This is a genomic window from Nocardioides sp. (genome assembly GCF_025965415.1).
Classification (GTDB): domain Bacteria; phylum Actinomycetota; class Actinomycetes; order Propionibacteriales; family Nocardioidaceae; genus Nocardioides.
Genome location: NZ_JAOPWY010000120.1, coordinates 1 through 16,362, shown reverse-complemented (window position 1 = coordinate 16,362; position 16,362 = coordinate 1). Strand labels below are relative to the sequence as shown.

Genomic DNA, 16,362 nt, shown 5'->3' with positions numbered 1-16,362 from the left:
TCATCTCCTCGACCGGGTAGGGCGAGTACTGCGGCTGCTTGAGCAGCGCCATCAGGCGCTGGCCGCGGTCGAGCTGCTGGCGCGAGGCGGCGTCGAGGTCGGAGGCGAACATCGCGAACGCCTCCATCGCGCGGAACTGCGCCAGGTCGACCTTGAGCGAGCCGGTGACCGTCTTCATCGCCTTCGTCATCGCCGAACCACCCACGCGCGAGACCGAGACACCCACGTCGATGGCGGGGCGCTGGTTGGCCGCGAACAGGTCGGACTGCAAGAAGATCTGGCCGTCCGTGATCGAGATGACGTTGGTCGGGATGAACGCCGAGACGTCGTTGGCCTTGGTCTCGATGATCGGCAGGCCCGTCATCGAGCCCTTGCCCATCTCGTCGGAGAGCTTGGCGCACCGCTCGAGGAGCCGGCTGTGCAGGTAGAAGACGTCACCGGGGTAGGCCTCGCGACCCGGCGGGCGACGCAGCAGCAGCGACACGGCGCGGTAGGCCTCGGCCTGCTTGGTCAGGTCGTCGAACACGATGAGGACGTGCTTGCCGTCGTACATCCAGTGCTGGCCGATGGCCGAACCGGTGTAGGGGGCGAGGTACTTGAAGCCCGCCGAGTCCGACGCCGGGGAGGCCACGATGGTGGTGTACTCCAGCGCGCCGGCCTCCTCGAGGGCGCCACGCACGGCGGCGATGGTCGAGCCCTTCTGGCCGATGGCGACGTAGATGCAGCGCACCTGCTTGTCCGGGTCACCGGACTCCCAGTTGGCCTTCTGGTTGATGATCGTGTCGATCGCGATCGTGGTCTTGCCGGTGGACCGGTCGCCGATGATGAGCTGGCGCTGCCCGCGGCCGATCGGGGTCAGGGCGTCGATCGCCTTGATGCCGGTGGCGAGCGGCTCGTGGACCGACTTGCGCACCATCACGCCGGGAGCCTGCAGCTCCAGCGCGCGGCGACCCTCGAGCGGGGTGATCTCGCCGAGGCCGTCGATCGCGGTGCCGAGCGGGTCGACGACGCGACCGAGGTAGCCGTCGCCGACGGGGACCGAGAGGATCTCGCCCGTGCGACGCACGACCTGGCCCTCCTCGATCTTGTCGAAGTCACCCAGGACCACGACACCGACCTCGCGGGTGTCGAGGTTGAGCGCGATGCCGAGCGTGCCGTCCTCGAACTCGAGCAGCTCGTTGGCCATGACCGAGGGCAGGCCGCTGACGCGGGCGATGCCGTCGGCAGCCTCCGCGACCGTGCCGACCTCTTCCTTGGCCGCCGAGTCGGGCTTGTAGTCCGACACGAAGCGCTGAAGCGCGTCCCGGATCTCGTCCGGACGGATGGACAGCTCCGTCATTTCATCTCACCTGTTCTCTGGGTCTGCTCGAAAAGTTCTTGGGATGTCAGTTGTGGCTCAGCCGGCGAGCCTGCGCCGGGCATCGTCGAGGCGGCTGGACACCGTCCCGTCGATGACGTCGTCACCGATCTCGACACGGACGCCACCGATGACCTCGGGGTCGACGATGACGTTGAGGTGCACGTCACGACCGTAGGTGCGCGCCAACGCACCGGCGAGCCGCTCACGGTAGGCGTCGGGGAGGGGGCGGGCGACGCGAACGGTCGCGACTCCCTCCCCGCGGACCTCGGCCGCGATCTTCTGGTAGGCCGCCAGGGCGACCGCCACCGTGCGGTGACTGCCGGACAGCGCCTGCTGCACGAGGGCCACCGTGGCGGGAAGGACCTTGTCGCCCAGCAGCCCCTGGACCAGGGCCGCCTTGTCGGCGCGGCTGCGGGCCGGGTCGGAGAGCGCGTCGCGCAGCTCCGGGTTGGCCTGCACGAGCCGACCCACCGCGAAGACCTCGTCCTCGAGACGGCCGGCGTCGCCGCCGGTGGAGCGCACCGTGGCGACCACGCCGAGCTGCTCGAGGGCGTCGCTCAGGTCGCGCCCCGACGTCCACCGCTGCGAGACCGCTGTGGTGATGACGTCGAGCGCCTCGGGCGTGACCTTGCCCTCGAGCACGCTGCGGAGCAGGTCGGCCTTGGCCTCACCGGGCAGCGACACGTCGGTGGCCACGCGGCGCAGGCCCGGCTCGGCGCGGAACAGGTCCGCCGTCCCGAACAGGTCCTGGCCCACCCGGCCCAGGTCGCCGGTGCCCGGGAGCACTGCGGCGGCCGCGGCGTAGGCGTCTGCGGACGCACCTCGCATCATCAGTTGACGCTCCCCGACGCGGCGCCGTTGGACGCCTCCAGGTCGGCGAGGAAGCGCTCGACGACGCGCCTCTGTCGAGCCTCGTCCTCCAGGCTCTCACCGACGATGCGACCGGCCAGGGCGGTGGCGAGGGTGCCGACCTCGGCACGGAGCGAGGTGACCGCCTGCTGGCGCTCGGCCTCGATCTGGGCCTTGCCGTGCTCGACGATGCGCGCGGACTCGGCCTGGGCCGTCTCCCGCATCTCGGCCACGATCTGGGCACCCTGCTCACGCGCCTCCTCGCGGATGCGCGCCGCCTCGTGCCGGGCGTCGCCGAGCTGCTTCTCCAGCTCGGCGAGCTTGGCGTCGGCCTCGGCCTGCTTGGTCTCGGCCGCGGCGATGCCACCCTCGATCGCCTGGGTGCGCTCGGCGAAGGTCTGCTCGAAGCGAGGAGCCACGAACTTCCAGATGAGGAAGAGCAGCAGGCCGAAGACGACGAGCGACAGGGCGAACTCGACGGGCACGAAGCCGAGCGGGTTCTCCGGGGCGTGTCCGCCCTCGGTGGGCTCGGTTCCTTCCGCGAGGAAGATCAGATTCTGCATGAGGCAGTCCTAGGTCAGTGGAGGGCCAGCGTCAGTTGAGGACGAACGCGAGTGCGATACCGATGATCGCGAGCGCCTCGGCGAGCGCGAAGCCAAGGATGGCGATCGACTGCAGGCGGCCCTGGGCCTCCGGCTGACGGGCGACACCGGAGATGTAGGCCGCGAAGATCAGGCCGATACCGATACCGGGGCCAATGGCCGCCAGGCCGTAGCCGATCATGTTGAGCGAGCCGTTGAGAGTGCCGTCCACGGCAGTTTCCTTTCGGTTGGTGCTACTTCAGGTAGGGGTGGTGCAGATCAAGGGTCGAGCCTGTGGTGCGGGTGGATCAGTGCTCGTCGGCCAGCGCTCCGGAGATGTACATGGCGTTGAGCAGGGTGAAGACGTAGGCCTGGAGGAACTGCACCAGGAGCTCGAGGAACGAGATCGCGATGGCGAGGACCCAGGCGAGCGGTCCGGCGACGTAGCCGATGCCGCCGTACTCCAGCAGGAACAGCCCGCCGGTCGAGAACAGGATCAGCAGCAGGTGGCCGGCGAACATGTTGGCGAACAGACGGAGTGCCAGCGTGGCCGGGCGGACCAGGATGTTGGAGAAGAACTCCAGGGGCACCAGGAGCGGGTACATGAACGGGCTCACGCCGGACGGGACGCTCTGCAGCTTGAGGTAGCCGACGAGGCCGTGCTTGTGGATGCCGACGGCGTTGTAGATGACCCAGCTCAGCGCGGCCAGCGCGTAGGCCATGGAGGCACGCGAGAAGGTCGGGAACTGGATGCCCGGGATCGACGCGAACGCGTTGTTGATCAGCAGGAAGAAGAAGACCGTCACGAGGTAGGGGACGAACTTGATGAAGTCGTGGCTGCCGATGATGTCGCGGCCGATCGAGTTGCGGACCATCCCGTAGGCGCTCTCGCCGGCGAACTGGAGGCGACCCGGCACCAGCGTGGCGCGTCGGGCGGCGGCGTAGAAGAACACGAAGACCACGAGCGCGCCGAGGACCAGCTGCACCATCGGCTTGGTGACCGCGAGGTCGCCGACATGGAACAGCGCGACCTCGGAGAAGTCGAAGCTGTTGGGGCCGGGGGCAACGAATTCGCCGCCGGACTCAGCCATCGTGATGCCGAACATCGAGTCAGTCTCCTACTGGCTTGCCTTGTTGAACCGTGCATAGGTCATGTAGATCCCGAAGCCGGCACCGATGAGGATGCCGATCGCCACGAGGAAGGTCGTTCCCAGCCAACGATCGAGGACCCAGCCAGCCAGACCGTAGAGGCCCACACCCGAGACGACGTAGCCGAAGGCGTGCCAGGGGTCGCCCTTGGGGGTGTCGTCGGGTCCGGCCGTCGGGGGAAGCTGTCGAGCCATCGCGCCCCGCACACTAGCAGCGGAATCGGTCATCGCTCACCCCCGGGGTGATCGGTCCGCTCGTCGGCCGCGGGAGTGTCCGAGGTGGTGTCATAGGCCGGGATCCGCTGACGGGTGGCCGCGACCAGCTGACCCGCGAGCCACAGCATCGTGACGGCGATGACGCCCGCCGCGAACCAGCCGCGCGACAGGTCGTCGTCGCTCACCCCGGCGCGCTCGATGGCCATCACGCAGACGGCAAGCACGAGGAGCTGGAGCAGGTAGGTCAGGAGGGCCACGAGCAGCGAGGCGGCCGGCAGCAGCCGGGCGACGAAGCCCACCGCGGCGATGCCCAGCGCGAACACGACCAGGGTCAGCACTCCCCCGCTGGCCGCTCCGACGACGGCCGGACGACCGTCGGTCAGCGAGGCTGCGACCACGAGGACGACCACCGCGACCACGCCTGCCGCCACCGCACCCAGGAGCGGGGAAAACCCGGTCCTGGTGCCTGGCTTCGACTCGGTCGTCATGGCGGCGGCCTGTCTCGTGGAGAGGTCAGTTGCGGTGCTCGTGAAAACTATCACAAGGTCTGGGGCGGGCCCCAATCAGGCCCCGGGGAGCGCCTCCCCCGACGTCCGACGATCCTCGACCGGCTCCTCCTCCGGCCCCTCAGCAGGCCCCTCGACCCGACCCTCGATGGCCGCGTTCTCGGGCAGCCCGGTGTCGCCCAGCCCGGTCTTGCGCGGGCGGTGCACCTTGGGCAGCACGAAGGTCATCGCGATCGTCAGCGCCAGCATCGACCCCAGGCTCCACCACACCCACACCTCCTTGAAGAGGCTCACGAGCACGGCACCCGCGGCGAGCGTGAAGGCCCACAACCACATGATCAGCACCGCCCGGCGCTGGGAGTGGCCGATCTCCAGGAGTCGGTGGTGCAGGTGCTGCTTGTCGGCACTCATCGGCGAGCGCCCCGCGCGCGTGCGTCGTACGACGGCGAGGACGAGGTCGACCATGGGCACCATCAGCAGCGAGATCGGCAGCAGCACGGGCAGCACGGTCACGAAGAGGCTGTTGCCCTCGGTGCTCGGCATCCCGGGGAACTGCCCGGTCAGGGTGAGGGCACTGGCGGAGAGCACGAGGCCGATGAGCATCGACCCGGAGTCGCCCATGAACAGGCGGGCCGGGTGGAAGTTGTGCGGCAGGAAGCCGGCGCAGGCGCCGGCCAGCGCGGCGCTGAGCAGGGCACCGGTGGTGGCCAGGGTCAGGTTGTTCTGGTCCGCGAGCATGTAGCAGTAGAGGAAGAAGGCGGCCGCCCCGATCCCGACGATGCCGGCAGCGAGGCCGTCGAGGCCGTCGACGAAGTTGACCGCGTTCATCGTGCCGATGACCACGACCAGGGTGAGCAGCGCGCCCTGGGCGTCGTCGAGGGCGAACTGGGTGCCGTCAGCGCCCGGGAAGTACCAGAACCGCACCCCCTGCGAGACCAGCAGGCCGGCGGCGAGCACCTGCCCCCCGAGCTTGGTCAGGGCGTCGAGGTCGAAGATGTCGTCGACGACCCCGACGGCGCACACGAGCACCCCCGCGAGCAGCACGACCCCCGCGTCCTTGAAGACGAAGGCCTCGCTGTTGGTGGAGAGGAACGGGAGCTCGCGGGCCACGAAGTAGGCGGCGCAGAGGCCTCCGAGCATGGCCAGGCCGCCGAGGTAGGGGATCGGCTCGGCGTGGACGTCGCGGTCGCGCACCGGCGCCACCGCGCCCGTGCGCAGCGCGATCTCACGGGCGATGACCGTGAGGAGGTAGGTCACCGACAGGGCGACCAGGAAGACGAGGAGGTACTCCCGCACGGGCCTCGTCAGCCCTCGTCCGACAGCACCACGCCGTGCTCCGCGATGGCCGCGTTGAGCTCGTCGAGCGACAGGGCGCCCAGGCGAAGGACCCGGCCCTCCGGGACGGTGGCGTCGATGATCGTCGAGGCCTCGCCGCCGGGCGAGGTCCCGCCGTCGACGATCACCGACACGACGGCGCCGAGCATCGCCTCGGCCTGGTCGGCGTCGGTGGCGGCGGGGCGTCCGGTGAGGTTGGCCGAGGACACGGCGAGCGGACCGGTGCGCTCCAGGACGGCCAGGGCCACCTCGTCGTCGGGCATCCGGACCGCGACGGTGCCGCGGGTCTCCCCCAGGTCCCACATCAGCGAGCCCTGCTGGCGGCACACGAGAGTCAGCGGGCCGGGCCAGAACCTCTCGACCAGGGTGGTGGCCCACGGCGGCACGCCCTCGGCGAGCGCGTCGAGGGTGGTCGCGGCGGAGACGAGCACCGGCGGCGGCATCTCCCGGCCGCGGCCCTTGGCCGCGAGGAGGCTGCGGACGGCCTCGTGGGAGAAGGCGTCGGCGGCGATGCCGTAGACGGTGTCGGTGGGGATCACCACCAGCTCACCGCGTCGTACGGCACCGGCGGCGGCGGTCACTGCCGCCTCCCGCTCCTCCTCCGTCGAGGTCGCAAGCCTGTCCACGTCGCTCATCGTGCCAGTCGCGCGGTCAGGTAGCGCGCCCGCCCCGCGAGGTCGCGGTGGTCGGCCACGTCGGCCCAGCGTCCGGAGGCGGCGAAGACGGCCGGTGCCGACTCCCCCTGGACGTCGGCGTGCTCGGCGCCGACCACTCCCCCGGGGCGCAGCAGCAGGGCCGCGCGCTGCTCGAGGACGCGGATCGCGTCGAGCCCGTCCTGGCCCGAGAACAGGGCCAGGTGCGGGTCGTGGTCACGCGCTTCGGCGGCCACGGACTCCCAGGCCTCGAGCGGGATGTAGGGCGGGTTGCACACCACGACGTCGACCGTGCCGAGGAGGTCGTCGAAGGCCGTGGCGAGGTCGCCGTGGCGCAGGTCGACGCCGGTCCCGGCGAGGTTGCGCTCGGCCCAGGCCAGCGCCCCCTCGTCGAGCTCGACGGCGTGCACGTCGGCGCCGGGCACCTCGTCGGCCACGGCCTTGGCGATGGCGCCCGACCCGGTGCAGAGGTCCACGACCACGGGCGCCGTCAGGGCCAGCGCGTGCTCGATCGCCCAGCCCGCCAGCAGCTCGGTCTCGGGGCGCGGGACGAAGACCCCCGGGCCGACGGCCAGCTCGACGTGCCGGAAGGCGGCGGCACCGGTCAGGTGCTGGAGCGGCTCGCGGGCGGCCCGGCGCGCCAGGAGGGCGTCGTACTGCTCCTGCTCACCGTCGGTCAGGTCGTCCACCAGCGGGAGGCGGCCCAGCGACACCCCCAGCACGTGGGCGAGCAGCAGGTCGGCGTCGCGCTCGGGCGAGGCCACGCCCGACCCCTGCAGGGCGGCGGCGCCCGCCCGCCGGGCCGCGCCGGCGCGCATCAGGACTCCAGGGCGGCCAGGCGGGCGGCCATGTCGGTCTCGACGCACGAGTCGAGCACCGGCTGAAGGTCGCCGTCGAGCACCTGGTCGAGGTTGTAGGACTTGTAGCCCGTGCGGTGGTCGGAGATCCGGTTCTCCGGGAAGTTGTAGGTGCGGATCCGCTCGGAGCGGTCGACGGTGCGGACCTGCGAGCGACGGGCCTCGCTGGCCTCGCTGTCGGCGGCGTCCTGGGCGGCCTGGAGCAGCCGGGAGCGCAGGATCCGCATCGCGGACTCCTTGTTCTGCAGCTGGCTCTTCTCGTTCTGGCAGCTCGCCACGATGCCGGTGGGCACGTGGGTGATGCGCACGGCCGAGTCGGTCGTGTTGACGCTCTGGCCCCCGGGTCCGCTGCTGCGGTAGACGTCGATGCGCAGGTCGCTGTCGTCGATCGTGACGTCGACCGGCTCGGCCTCGGGCGACACGAGGACACCGGCCGCCGACGTGTGCACCCGCCCCTGCGACTCGGTGACCGGCACGCGCTGGACGCGGTGCACGCCGCCCTCGAACTTGAGCAGGGCGTACGGCGCCTGGCCGGGCTCGACGGTGCCGCGCGCCTTCACCGCCGCCGTGACGGACTTGAAGCCCCCGAGGTCGGACTCGGCCGCGTCGAGGATCTCCACGCTCCAGCCGCGCCCCTCGGCGTAGCGGGAGTACATCCGCAGCAGGTCGCCGGCGAACAGGGCCGACTCCTCGCCGCCCTCGCCCGACTTGATCTCGAGCAGGGCGTCCTTGCTGTCGGCCGCGTCGCGCGGCACCAGGAGGCGCCGCAGCCGCTCGCTGGCGACCTCGCGCCGGGCCGCGAGGTCCTCGGCCTCCTGCGCGAAAGCGGGGTCGTCGGCGCCGAGCTCGCGGGCCGCCTCGATGTCGTCACCGAGCCTCAGCCAGTCCTGCCAGGTCGTGACGACCGCCGTCAGCTCGGCGTAGCGCTGGTTGAGCTGCTTGGCCAGGCGCTGGTCGGCGTGCGTCTCGGGGAGGGCCAGGCGTTGCTCGAGCTCGGCGTGCTCCTGGCGCATGCCTTCGACGGCCTCGAACATGGGTCTCCTCCTCGACTTCCCCGTGGCTGGACAGACGACAAGGCGCCGGCCACCCGCGGTGAGCGGGCGACCGGCGCCTGGCGTGGACTACTTGCTGTCGGCCTTCTCGGCCGGGGCCTTCTTGGCGTAGCGCGCCTCGAAGCGGGCGACGCGGCCACCGGTGTCGAGGATCTTCTGCTTGCCGGTGTAGAACGGGTGGCACTGCGAGCAGACGTCGGCGTGGATCGAGCCGGAGGTCGCGGTGCTACGGGTGGTGAACGACGCGCCGCAGGTGCAGGTGACGGCGGTCTCGACGTAGTCGGGGTGCGTGTCCTTCTTCATGGGTTTCCTCTCGAGGTGTTCCGGGTCGCCCGCGTGGATCGCTCAGGACGTGAACCGGGACCGGCGCACAAGTGTGCCACCGGTATGAACACCGGCGCGAATCCGGAGATTCCCGCCGGGGACAGCTCGTGCCGCGCCCCGGGGTCAGCGCGAGCCGACGACCTTGGCGACGGCCTGCGGGGAGTCCGCGGCGGCGAGCTGCTTGCGCAGGTCGCCGACCACCGCCCCCTCGGCGGGCGCGAGCAGCTTCTCCTCGTGCCGGGTGCCCGAGGCGGCGACGTCCACCGCGGGCACGATGCCCTTGGCGGCCCGGTCCGCGCTGAGGACCAGCTCGAGGTTGGCGGTGCCGGCGAGCTCCTCCAGGAAGAACTCGTCGGTGGCCGAGCCGGTGCCGGCGCTCACCGTCGCCAGGATGGTCAGCGAACCGGCGTCCTCGAGCTTGCGAGCGGCGCCGAAGAACTCCTTGGTCGGGTGCACCGCCGAGGCGTCCACCAGGCCGCCGAGGATCCGGCCGTTGGCCGGGGCCGCCAGGTTGTAGGCGCGGCCGAGCCGGGTCAGGGAGTCGAGCAGGACGACCACGTCGTGGCCGAGCTCGACGAGCCGCTTCGCGCGCTCGATGGCCAGCTCGGCGACCAAGGCATGGTCGGCCGGCTGCCGGTCGAACGTCGAGGCGACGACCTCGCCCTTCACCGCGCGCTGGAAGTCGGTGACCTCCTCCGGACGGGTGTCGACCAGCACCACCATCACGTGGCACTCGGGGTTGTTGGTGGTGACCGACTGGGCGATCGACTGAAGCAGCGTCGTCGCGCCCGTGCGCGGCGGCGTACGGACGAGACCGCGCTGGCCCTTGCCGATCGGCGCGGCGATGTCGATGACGCGCCCGATCAGGTTGGCGTCGTCGGTCGCGAGACGCAGGCGCTGGTGCGGGTGGACCGGCACCGCCTCGCCGAACTCCGGACGCTCCTTGGCACCCTCGGCCTCGGTGCCGTTGACGCTGTCGATGCGGACCATCGGGTTGAACTTCTCCCGGCGCTCCCCCTCGCGCGGCTGGCGTACCTGCCCGACGACCGCGTCGCCGCGGCGGAGGTGGTACTTGCGCACCATCGACAGGGAGAGGTAGACGTCCTCGGGTCCCGGGAGGTAGCCCGAGGTGCGCACGAAGGCGCAGTTGTCGAGCACGTCGAGGATGCCGGCGGCCGGCACCAGCACGTCGTCCTCGAGGATCGTGGTGTCGGGCTCGTTGCGCCCGCCCGCGCGCACGGCCGTACGGTCGCGACCCCGGCGACGCCGGTTGCGACGGCTGCCGCCCTCGTCATCGTCGTCGTCGTCCTGGCCCTGGTTCTGGCCCTGGTTCTGGTTCTGGCCCTGGTGACGGTCCTGCTGGTTGCGGTCCTGGCGGTCCTGCCGGTCCTGGCGGTCCTGCTGCTGGTTGCGGTCCTGCCGGTCCTGCTGCTGGTTGCGGTCCTGCTTGGCCTGACCCTGCTTCTGGCCCTGCTTGGCCTCGTTCTGCTTCTGGTCCTGCTTGGCCTCGTTCTGCTTCTGGTCCTGCTTCTGGTCCTGCTTCGGGGCGGACTGCTCGGCCTGCGCCTCGGCGGCCTGCTCGGCCTGGCGCTGCTTGCGGGTGCGGGTGCGCACCGTCGGCTGGGCCGCGCCCTGCACCGGCGCCTCGGCGGGAGCCTGCTCGACGCGGGGCTCCTCGGCCCTCGGCTGCTCGGCGCGGTCGGCCTGCTCGTTCTTCTCGGGCTGCGCGGGCTGCTCGTTCTTCTCGGGCTGCTCGGTCTTCTGCGGCGCTGCGGACGAGCCCGACCGGGTCGCCTTGATGGCGTCGACCAGCTGGGCCTTCTTCATCGTCCCGGCGCCGGGGACGCCGAGTCCGGCGGCCATCGACTTGAGGTCGGCCAGCAGCATCGAGCTGAGGCCGGACGACGTGGATGCGGCCTTCTTGGCGGGCTTCTTCGCCGGGGCAGCGGAGGGGGTCTCGGTCACGTGGGTCCTTCGCACGTTGCGTCGCCCGCGACCGAGGAGCGGCCAGCGAGGCGGATGGTGGTGCCCATGCACACGGCCTCGGAGAAACAGGGGGCCGGGACGGACGGGTACGCCGAACGGCGTGCCGTCAGGTTAGCAGGGTCGCGCCGTGGGGTTCGATCACCAGGTCGTGGCACTCCCAGCCGTCCGGGCAGCGCCCGGTGAGGGGGGAGGTGTCCGCGGTGCCGAAGGCCAGGACCGTGGGGCCGGCACCCGACACCACGGCGGGTACGCCGTCCGCGCGCAGGCGTCGTACGAGCGCGAGCGTGTCGGGCATCGCCGGCTCGCGCTGGTCCTGGTGGAGCCAGTCGCGGGTGGCGGCGAGGAGGTGCTCGGGCTGCCCGGTCAGCGCGGCCACGAGGAGGGCGGCGCGGCCGGAGTTGGCCGCCGCGTCGGCGTGCGGCACGGAGGCGGGCAGCAGCCCGCGCGCCACCGTGGTCTCGACACCGCCCGGCGGGACGAACGCGACCGCGGTGATCCGCGGGTCGACGCCCACGCGGACGGCGTACCAGTGGTCGTCCTCGCGACCCGAGATCACGAAGCCGCCGTAGAACGCGGGGGCCACGTTGTCGGGGTGCCCCTCGAGGTCGGCGGCCAGGTCGAGGAGTGCCTCGTCGGAGGCGAGCAGCTGGCCGCCTGCGACCAGACCGCGCGCCAGCACGACCCCCGCGACGATCGCAGCGGACGAGGAGCCGAGGCCGCGGGCGTGCGGGATGACGTTGCGGCAGGAGAGGCGCAGCCCGGGCGGCTGGGCGCCCATCAGGTCGAAGGCGGCCCGCATCGCGCGCACCACGAGGTGCGCCTCGTCGCGGGGTACGCCGTCGGCGCCGGCACCCTCGACCTCGACGAGGAGGCCGTCGGGCCGGACCTCCGCCTCGAGCTCGTCACGCAGCGACAGCGCGAGCCCCAGTGAGTCGAAGCCGGGACCGAGGTTGGCCGACGTGGCCGGCACGCTGACCCGCACCGGGCCCTCGACGAAGGTGGCCATGCTCAGGCGAGACCGGCGGCAGCAGCAGCCGCGTCGACATCGGCGTCGACGACGGTGTCCACGAAGTCGCGGTGGCTCTCGAGCGCGGTCGCGGTGTCCTTCAGCCCGTGCCCGGTCACCGTGATGACCACCGTCGCTCCGGCATAGCTCTCGCCCGCGGCGAGCTCGCTGAGCAGGCCGGCGATGCCGGCGGCCGAGGCGGGCTCCACGAAGACGCCGTCGCGCCGGGCCAGCTCGGCCTGGGCGGCGAGGATCTGGGCGTCGCTCACGGCGGCGAACCGGCCCTCGGACTCCTTGGCGGCCATCTCGGCGAGGTGCCAGGACGCGGGGTTGCCCACCCGGATGGCCGTGGCCTTGGTCTCGGGGTCGGGGAACGGCTCCCCCGTCACCAGCGGGGCGGCGCCCTCGGCCTGGAACCCGCGCATCACCGGACGCCGGGAGGCCCGGCCCAGCTCGGCGTACTGCTGGTAGCCGAGCCAGTAGGCCGCGATGTTGCCGGCGTTGCCGACCGGGAGCAGGTGGAAGTCGGGGGCGTCGCCGAGGAAGTCGCACACCTCGAACGACGCGGTCTTCTGGCCCTGCAGCCGGACCGGGTTGACCGAGTTGACCAGCGCGACCGGGTAGTCGCGGGCCAGGCCGCGGGCGATGTCGAGGCAGTGGTCGAAGTTGCCGCGCACCATGATGATCTGGGCGCCGTGCACGACGGCCTGGGCCATCTTGCCGGCGGCGATCTTGCCCTCGGGGATGAGGACGAGCGGCTTCAGGCCGGCCTTGGCGGCGTAGGCCGCCATCGACGCCGACGTGTTGCCGGTCGACGCGCAGACGACCGCCTCGGCACCCTCGTGCTTGGCTACCGAGATCGCGGCGGTCATGCCGCGGTCCTTGAAGGATCCGGTCGGGTTGTTGGCCTCGACCTTGAGCCAGACCTCACCACCGGTGAGGCCCGACAGCCAGCCGGAGTGCACCAGCGGGGTGCCCCCCTCGCGAAGGGTGACGGCCTCGAGCCCCTCGGGCAGGTCGAGGAGGTCGCGGTACTCCTCGATGACGCCCAACCACTGACCGTGAGCCATCACTCGTCCCCTCCCTCGACCCGCATCACCGAGGTGACCTCGCGGACGATGTCCATGTTGCGGAGCTGGTCGACGGTCGCGCTCAGCGCGGCGTCGGGGGCGGCGTGGGAGACGACGACGAGCTGGGCGTCGGCCCCACGGCCCTCCTGCCGGACGGTCTGGATCGAGACGTCGTGGTCGGCGAAGGCGTTGGCGACCGCGGCGAGCACGCCCGCGCGGTCGTCGACGTCGATGGCGACGTGGTAGCGGGTGCGGGTCTCCCCCATCGGCTGCACGGCCCGGTCGGCGTAGGCCGACTCCCCCGCGCCGCGGGTGCCGGCGAGGCGGTTGCGGGCCACGGTGACCAGGTCGCCGAGGACTGCGCTCGCGGTGGGGGCGCCACCGGCGCCGGGACCGTAGAACATGAGCTGGCCGGCCGCCTCGGACTCCACGAACACGGCGTTGTAGGCGCCGCGCACGCTGGCGAGCGGGTGCGAGCGCGGGATCATCGCCGGGTGCACGCGGGCCGCGACGTGCTCGCCCCGCAGCTCGCAGATGGCGAGCAGCTTGACCACCGAGCCCATGTCGCGGGCGCTGGCCACGTCGGCCGCGGTGACCTCGGAGATGCCCTCGCGGTAGACGTCGGAGGCAGTGACGCGGGAGTGGAAGGCCAGGCTCGCCAGGATCGCCGCCTTGGCCGCGGCGTCGAAGCCCTCGACGTCGGCCGTCGGGTCGGCCTCGGCGTAGCCGAGCTCCTGGGCCTCCTCCAGCGCCTCGGAGAAGCCCGCGCCCGAGGTGTCCATCTTGTCGAGGATGAAGTTGGTGGTGCCGTTGACGATGCCGAGCACCCGGGTGACCTTGTCGCCGGCCAGCGACTCGCGCAGCGGCCGCAGGATCGGGATGGCGCCAGCCACGGCCGCCTCGTAGTAGAGGTCGCGCTCCGCCTTGGCGGCCGCCTCGAAGAGGGTCGGGCCGTCCTCGGCCAGCAGCGCCTTGTTGGCCGTGACGACGCTCGCGCCGTGCTCGAGGGCGGAGAGGATCAGGGAGCGGGCCGGCTCGATGCCGCCGATCACCTCCACCACCACGTCCACGTCGTCGCGGGCCACCAGCCCGGCCGCGTCGGTGGTGAGCACGCCGTCGGGGACCTCGATGTCGCGCGGCGCGTCCAGCCGGCGTACGGCGACGCCGACCAGCTCGACCGGCGCACCCACCCGGGCGGCCAGGTCGTCACGCTGCTCGCTCAGCAGCCGCACCACCTGGGAGCCGACCGCGCCACAGCCCAGCACCGCCACCTTGAGTGCGCGCTTGTCACTGCGCTCGTTCATGAGACACCCACATCGCTCGCCAACAGGTCGGCCTCAGTCTCTCGTCGCAGCACGGTGAAAGTCTTCCCGTCCCGAACTCCGATCACCGGAGGACGCAGCGCGTGGTTGTAGTTGGAGGCCATGGATCTGCAGTAGGCACCGGTGCCCGGCACCGCCAGCAGGTCGCCGGGACGTACGTCGCCGGGCAGGAACTCGTCCTTGACCACGATGTCGCCGGCCTCGCAGTGCTTGCCCACGATCCTCGACAGGACGGGCGGGGACGCGGAGGCGCGCGAGGCGAGCGTCGCGGAGTAGTCGGCGTCGTAGAGGGCGGTGCGGATGTTGTCGCTCATGCCGCCGTCGACCGAGACGTAGGTCCGCACGACGCCGCCGTCGAGGGCCACCTGCTTCACGGTGCCCACATCGTAGACGGTGCACATCGCGGGTCCGACGATCGCGCGGCCGGGCTCGATCGAGAGCCGTGGCTCGGCGATCCCCAGCGCGCGGCACTCGTGCTCGACGATCTTGGTCATCTCGGTGGCGAGCTGCGCGGGGTCGGAGGGATCGTCCTGGGTCGTGTAGGCGATGCCGAAGCCTCCGCCGAGGTCCATCTCGGGCATCTCGACGCCGATCTCCTCGCCCACGGTGGCGTGGAGCGCGAGCACGCGGCGTGCTGCCACCTCGAAGCCGGAGGTGTCGAAGATCTGGCTGCCGATGTGGGAGTGCAGGCCCAGCAGCTGCAGCTCGGGGGCCTCGTGCACCACACGTACCGCCCGCAGGGCGTCACCGCTCGCGATGGAGAAACCGAACTTCTGGTCCTCGTGGGCGGTCGCGATGTACTCGTGGGTGTGGGCCTCGACGCCCGCGGTCACGCGGATCATCACGCCGGTGGTGCGCCCCCGCTCGCGAGCGACCGCGGTGAGGCGCTCGATCTCGTCGAACGAGTCGACGATGATCCGCCCGACCCCGAGCTCGACGGCACGCTCGAGCTCGCGGAGGCTCTTGTTGTTGCCATGGAACCCGATGCGCTCCATGGGGAAGCCGGCCCGCTCGGCGACGAGCAGCTCGCCGCCGGAGCAGACGTCGAGCGAGAGCCCCTCCTCGGCCAGCCAGCGCACGACGGTCGTGCAGAGGAAGGCCTTGCCGGCGTAGTAGACGTCGTAGGAGGAGAAGGCGTCGCGGAAGGCACGGGCCCGCGCGCGGAAGTCGGCCTCGTCCAGGACGTACGCCGGGGAGCCGTGCTCGCGGACCAGCTCGGGCAGTGCCACGCCCCCGACGGACAGGACGCCGTCGGTCTTGGTGGCCGTCTGCGACCAGAGCGGCGCGACGAGCTCGTTGGGGTCGCTCGGCTCACGCAGCCACGACGGGCCGCGCAGGGCGCCGTCGGCGTGCGCCCAGCCGGACGGGTGGGAGGTGGGCACGACTCACATCCGCTCGGGGGCGGAGACCCCGAGCAGGAACAGGCCGTTTCCGAGCACCACCCGGGTCGCGTCGACGAGCATCAGCCTCGCCCGGTGGAGGTCGCCGGTCTCCTCATCACCGCGCGGCAGCACCCGGCAGCTGTCGTAGAACCGGTGGTAGGTGCCGGCGAGCTCCTCGAGGTAGCGCGCGACCCGGTGCGGCTCGCGCAGCTCGGCGGCCGCCTTGACGACCCGCGGGAACTCCGCCAGCGCGCGGAGCAGCTCGCCCTCCTTCTCGTGGGTGAGCAGCTCGGGGTGGGACTCGGCCTCGATGCCGAGGTCGGCCGCGTTGCGCAGCAGGCTCGCGACCCGGGCGTGGGCGTACTGCACCGTGAAGACGGGGTTGTCGTTGGTCGCCTTGGCCCACAGGTCGAGGTCGATGTCGATGGGCGAGTCGGAGTGGTAGCGCGCCAGGGCGTAGCGGCTGGCGTCGACACCGATCGCGTCCACGAGGTCGTCGATCGACACGACCGTGCCGTTGCGCTTGGACATCCGCACCGGCTCGCCGTCGCGGAGCAGGTTGACCATCTGTCCGATCAGGATCTCGAGGTTCTTGCCCGGCTCGTCGCCGAAGGCCGCGCACATGGCGTTCATCCGGCCGACGTAGCCGTGGTGGTCGGCGCCGAGCATGATGAAGCAGCGGTCGAAGCCGCGCTCGCGCTTGTCGAGGTAGTAG

Annotated in this window: 18 protein-coding genes; all 18 read right to left on the bottom strand. The window is 71.6% G+C overall.

Annotation, left to right across the window (positions count from 1 at the left end):
- Positions 1-1,339, bottom strand: a 1,339-nt coding sequence (gene atpA / locus JWN97_RS12840) for a F0F1 ATP synthase subunit alpha (protein ID WP_297623117.1), incomplete at its 3' end; no start/stop codon positions are given.
- Positions 1,340-1,396: 57 nt separating this feature from the next.
- Entirely contained in the window at positions 1,397-2,191 is a 795-nt protein-coding gene (locus JWN97_RS12835) for a F0F1 ATP synthase subunit delta (protein ID WP_297623116.1), read from the bottom strand.
- A complete protein-coding gene (locus JWN97_RS12830) occupies positions 2,191-2,772 on the bottom strand; it encodes a F0F1 ATP synthase subunit B (protein ID WP_297623115.1) in 582 nt (193 codons plus the stop codon). The genes JWN97_RS12835 and JWN97_RS12830 overlap by 1 nt, the downstream gene beginning before the upstream one ends.
- Positions 2,773-2,803: 31 nt before the next feature.
- Positions 2,804-2,992: an ATP synthase F0 subunit C gene (atpE, locus tag JWN97_RS12825; protein ID WP_207208869.1), complete on the bottom strand. Its 189-nt coding sequence runs from the start codon at positions 2,990-2,992 to the stop codon at positions 2,804-2,806.
- A gap of 106 nt (positions 2,993-3,098) precedes the next feature.
- Positions 3,099-3,896: a F0F1 ATP synthase subunit A gene (atpB, locus tag JWN97_RS12820; protein ID WP_297623114.1), complete on the bottom strand. Its 798-nt coding sequence runs from the start codon at positions 3,894-3,896 to the stop codon at positions 3,099-3,101.
- 12 nt (positions 3,897-3,908) lie between these two features.
- On the bottom strand, positions 3,909-4,133 hold the full coding sequence (locus JWN97_RS12815) for an AtpZ/AtpI family protein (protein ID WP_297623113.1): 225 nt from the start codon (positions 4,131-4,133) through the stop codon (positions 3,909-3,911).
- A 29-nt stretch (positions 4,134-4,162) separates the two neighbouring features.
- Positions 4,163-4,642, bottom strand: coding sequence for a hypothetical protein (locus JWN97_RS12810; protein ID WP_297623112.1), 480 nt, complete (start codon positions 4,640-4,642; stop codon positions 4,163-4,165).
- A 75-nt stretch (positions 4,643-4,717) separates the two neighbouring features.
- Positions 4,718-5,956, bottom strand: coding sequence for an MraY family glycosyltransferase (locus tag JWN97_RS12805; RefSeq protein WP_297623111.1), 1,239 nt, complete (start codon positions 5,954-5,956; stop codon positions 4,718-4,720).
- Between the two features lie 8 nt (positions 5,957-5,964).
- Complete coding sequence (locus JWN97_RS12800) at positions 5,965-6,630, bottom strand: L-threonylcarbamoyladenylate synthase (protein ID WP_297623110.1); 666 nt, start codon at positions 6,628-6,630, stop codon at positions 5,965-5,967.
- Positions 6,627-7,466, bottom strand: coding sequence for a peptide chain release factor N(5)-glutamine methyltransferase (gene prmC / locus JWN97_RS12795; RefSeq protein WP_297623109.1), 840 nt, complete (start codon positions 7,464-7,466; stop codon positions 6,627-6,629). Before prmC ends, JWN97_RS12800 begins: the two co-directional genes overlap by 4 nt.
- On the bottom strand, positions 7,466-8,539 hold the full coding sequence (prfA, locus tag JWN97_RS12790) for a peptide chain release factor 1 (RefSeq protein ID WP_297623108.1): 1,074 nt from the start codon (positions 8,537-8,539) through the stop codon (positions 7,466-7,468). Before prfA ends, prmC begins: the two co-directional genes overlap by 1 nt.
- A gap of 87 nt (positions 8,540-8,626) precedes the next feature.
- Positions 8,627-8,860: a 50S ribosomal protein L31 gene (gene rpmE / locus JWN97_RS12785; protein ID WP_297623107.1), complete on the bottom strand. Its 234-nt coding sequence runs from the start codon at positions 8,858-8,860 to the stop codon at positions 8,627-8,629.
- A gap of 144 nt (positions 8,861-9,004) precedes the next feature.
- On the bottom strand, positions 9,005-10,846 hold the full coding sequence (gene rho / locus JWN97_RS12780; protein ID WP_297623106.1) for a transcription termination factor Rho: 1,842 nt from the start codon (positions 10,844-10,846) through the stop codon (positions 9,005-9,007).
- A gap of 127 nt (positions 10,847-10,973) precedes the next feature.
- Positions 10,974-11,873, bottom strand: coding sequence for a homoserine kinase (gene thrB, locus JWN97_RS12775; RefSeq protein WP_297623105.1), 900 nt, complete (start codon positions 11,871-11,873; stop codon positions 10,974-10,976).
- A gap of 2 nt (positions 11,874-11,875) precedes the next feature.
- A complete protein-coding gene (thrC, locus tag JWN97_RS12770) occupies positions 11,876-12,943 on the bottom strand; it encodes a threonine synthase (RefSeq protein ID WP_297623104.1) in 1,068 nt (355 codons plus the stop codon).
- Positions 12,943-14,247, bottom strand: a complete 1,305-nt coding sequence (locus tag JWN97_RS12765) for a homoserine dehydrogenase (protein ID WP_297623102.1) — start codon at positions 14,245-14,247, stop codon at positions 12,943-12,945. The genes thrC and JWN97_RS12765 overlap by 1 nt, the downstream gene beginning before the upstream one ends.
- Entirely contained in the window at positions 14,244-15,647 is a 1,404-nt protein-coding gene (gene lysA / locus JWN97_RS12760) for a diaminopimelate decarboxylase (RefSeq protein ID WP_297623100.1), read from the bottom strand. The genes JWN97_RS12765 and lysA overlap by 4 nt, the downstream gene beginning before the upstream one ends.
- A gap of 3 nt (positions 15,648-15,650) precedes the next feature.
- On the bottom strand, positions 15,651-16,362 hold a 712-nt coding region (locus tag JWN97_RS12755; protein WP_297623098.1), incomplete at its 5' end, for a DALR anticodon-binding domain-containing protein.